Consider the following 3,947-nt stretch of genomic DNA (forward strand, 5'->3'; position numbering starts at 1 on the left):
AAAATAAAATCGCTTAATAATAGTTTTGGATCTATCTGTTTACCAATCCAGTAAACATAAAGAATAGTTCTGAAATCTCTTTCAATGACTGAATTTGAAGAATAAGTTCTGAGGGTTGAAGCACTCATTCCAGATACACTTGCAAACAATTCATTGTTTAGCTTTAATTTAGAATAAAGCATGTTAAAATCGACGTTAATCCTTGAATTTTGAATATAATCTAAAGAGTTATCAAGTTCAAATATTTCACCATCAATAGAGAACTCCAAAAACTCATTAAGCCTTACAGGGGCTTTTTTATTCAAATACCCTAACACATCAAATATCGAACTTGTCGTTAAAATGCTTCTGTAAAAAATCTTCATAGACAAGTTACAGTCAGATGCCAATTTTGATTTAACAATATTTAGTTGTTCACAAAGCTCGGCAGCCTTATGTTTAAGTACAATCGAATTACGCAGATATTTACTATCAAATTTCATCTTTAAAATTTCATTGCGTCTATTCGCTTCAAATTCGGCATCAGACGATGTGAGATAAACATCTGAACTTTCTTTAAGGACAACCCGATTAAGCGAAGGATAGCCATTCTTATTCATTGGATAAACCTTTAATAAATCGTTTGATGTTTCTTCATCGGACAATCTGTTATCGACCACAAAACGCTTATTTTTAACATTAACAACATAAACCATTTTCATATGATTACACTCCATTCTTAATTTACAAACACAAATAAATGAATTATAATAAGGATGTAATCAACGTTTCTTTCGGATTTGTTGAATTACCTTACGAATAAGAAAAGAGGTATTTTTACCTCTTTCTTATTTTTTTTGTAAACGCTCGCTAATCATGGATCTTGTTCTTTCCACAAGATTATTTTGATTTTGAATATTTCTATTAAGTTCCTCAATAAAATCAAGATCTTCAATTAAGGAGTTTAACTTTTTAGTCTTTTCAGCAATCTCCTTGTCAAGTTCTTCAAGGTGTTGGAGTCTAAGACTATAAGAATCACGATGATCCGCAATTACATAATAGACATATCTTGAAAAGACGTTGGAATCCTTTAAATCGTCTGGGATTAGAGAATTTACATAATCAAAAAGTTGTTTAGGCATTCTCAAAGGCACTCTCATTTTTTCTTCGTCTTTTGGAAAATCCTGTGTTCCAAACTTGACAAGATATTTGTCATAAATGTTTTTTCTATACCATTTGTTCATAAGCTATAACCTACTTTCTATAATATATTTGTGAACTACCTTACAAATATATTATACCGTATAACAGACGTAAAAGCAACATAAATTTTAAATAAATACTCCTACGAAATAAAATAAAAAGAGCTGCCTAGCAAGGCAACTCTTTTGTTATGTCATACATCAAAATTCCTGATCAGCTCTGCAGCGCTTTAAATATGTCGTACATATTATTTAGATGCATTTGCTTTTACAAATTCCAAGATCTTGAGTCCGTTTCTTTCAAAGTCGTAACCCAGAAACGCTTCAAATTCTTTATCATTTTTTGATGAATATAATTTAGCTTTAAATTTTCCGTCTTTGAGGAGTTTTTTAACATCACTTGCTTTTAGTGTCTTAGGAGCTTTACCCTTTTGAGACATATTTTTTAAAAAGGAGTCGTTCACATAAAGAACAAAATTACAATTTACCTTTGAACATTTGTATTTATTTATATCTCCTATGACTTCACCAGAACATTTAGGGCAATTGCCGACATTTTCCGTATGTTCAATAAATGCAATTTGATTTTTCTCAGAATCATAGCCCAGATATGCTTCAAATTCTTTACCTTGTTTTGCCGAAAACAGTTTAGCTTTAAACTTACCGTCTTTGAGAAGTCTTTTTACATCGTTAGGCTTAAGAGTGATAGGAGCTTTGCCAGCCTGTGTCATAAATCTTAATAAAGAATCATTTTTGTACAGCAAAAATTTACACTCTTTTTCAGAACAATTGTAGGTTTTGATATTTTCAAGGATAGTACCAGAGCAGATCGGGCAAGCTCCAAGTTCTTCTAGTTCAATAATTTTCTCCCCTTCATAAGTCTTAAGAATATTGACGGTTTCAGCAATAAACTGTTTAAGTCCAATATAATAGCTGTCTAAAGACATTTTGTTAGATTCTATATCGCCAATAAGCTTTTGCATATTTCCTGTGAAAATAGGATCAAATAATCTTTTGTTTGGGAATCGCTCAACAAGATTAATGCCTGTTTTTGTGGTTGTAAGAGCTTTACCCTTCTTCTTGATATATCCTAGATCAATCAAGTGATCTGCCATATCTGGAATGGTAGCTTGTGTACCAACTTGAAAGCCACTCAATATTTCCAGTTCAAGCGTTTCGTCCGAATCATCAATGTTACGACCCGCGGTTTCCATAAGTCTTATAAGTTCACTAGGCGTTAAAGGACTAGGTTTTGACTTATCCCCTTCATGTAAAAAAAGGTTTGAATTGTATCTTAATGCTTTAATATCAATTCTGGGATAGACCTTTACATCGAACAACTCTAAATAGCCACGCTCAATTAATAGCTTAGTTTCTCCATAAAATTTATAACCGTCAATATTGCACTCTATAAGTATATTTTGGTAAACGGCTGCGTCCATGAACTGAGCCATGAACAAACGTCTAACCTCTGAATAGATGATTTTTTCTTTATCATTCAAGCTCTCAAAATCGGGAATCTTAGCCGTAGGCGTTAAAGCACTATGCGAATCGACTTTTTCTTGATCAAAAACACTCTTTCGGGTATGAAATTCTGATTTTTCAAGTAATCCCATGTTTTCAGCATGAATTTGATATACCTTTCTAAATTGTTCAATTTCAGTCTCTGCTAAGTATTGTGACGCTGTACGAGGATAAGACAAATATCCATCTTCGTAAAGGCCTTGATAAATTTTCAACACATCTTTACCGTTGAACATGTCATATTGTTTTAAAATATAACTCGTAAACGAAGTGAGATTGAATAATTTATGTGGTGATTTTTTTGAATTTTTATCATCGACGTTAATCTCAATCTGTTTACCCTTGCAATGCTTCATAATTTCCGTTGCAGCGTCTTTTTCAAACTTAGTGACATTATCATCACTGTTGTAAAGTGCATTGATTTTAAGCCCGTTTTCGAACGCTATTTCAGTAATGACTTGATAAAACTTTGAAGGTACAAAATTTGCAATTTCCATATCACGGTCATAAACAAACTTTAGTGTCGGAAGAATAACACGACCAATATTAACAACTTTCCTCTCACTCATTTTAAGCGTTGCCATAGAGGTAAAATTAATGCCGACAAGCCAGTCTGTGATAGCTCTGGCATTAGCTCCATCAATATATGTTTTGCGATTATCAAAAGGAACTGGATTTTTTAAAGCCGACATTACATCTTCATAAGTAACGGCTTTATATAGAATCCTGTAAGCTTTCTTATTACTTCCAGACATTCTATAAATATTTGCACCGATGCTCTCTCCTTCTCTATCATCATCACAACCATTAATATAACACTCCACGTCATCACGTTTGATAAGATTGTTAATAAGCTCTATTTGTGCAGCAGCTCCACTTGATTTAGACCCCATCCCTTGATCGTTAGGTACATAGGCAAATTGATTAAGCTCTGGAATGAAAGGATAGTTTTCAACTTTCCAAGTTCCGTATTTTTCTGCATCGTATTCAGCCATATCTTTAAGTCTATACAAATGTCCATACGAATAAGTAACAATATAACGATCGTTTTCAAAATAATAATTTTCCTTAGAAACATTCTTTTTAGTAAGATTAAGGATAGTTGCAAAAGTTGACGCAACTTTTGGTTTTTCAACAACAATAAGCTTTTTCATGCAAACTCCTTGTAAAACTATCTTAAGATAGACCTAAAACAAAATGTCTTAGGTCTATTAGTGACATAATGCAATGTGAGATAAAAAT

At 32.5% G+C, this 3,947-nt stretch carries 3 protein-coding genes; all 3 read right to left on the reverse strand.

Translation table 11 applies throughout. The annotated features are described in order from the left end of the window. A partial coding sequence (locus AC220I_RS19350; RefSeq protein ID WP_486725506.1) for a hypothetical protein occupies positions 1–701 on the reverse strand: 701 nt, incomplete at its 3' end. Between the two features lie 126 nt (positions 702–827). Further along, positions 828–1,223 (reverse strand): hypothetical protein, encoded by a 396-nt coding sequence (locus AC220I_RS19355; protein ID WP_486725507.1) that lies wholly within the window; start codon positions 1,221–1,223, stop codon positions 828–830. A gap of 206 nt (positions 1,224–1,429) precedes the next feature. Then, positions 1,430–3,859 carry a type IA DNA topoisomerase gene (locus tag AC220I_RS19360; protein WP_486725508.1) on the reverse strand — a complete coding sequence of 810 codons (2,430 nt, stop codon included), beginning with the start codon at positions 3,857–3,859 and terminating at the stop codon, positions 1,430–1,432. Positions 3,860–3,947 lie beyond the last annotated feature (88 nt).

The organism is Fusibacter sp., assembly GCF_057447755.1.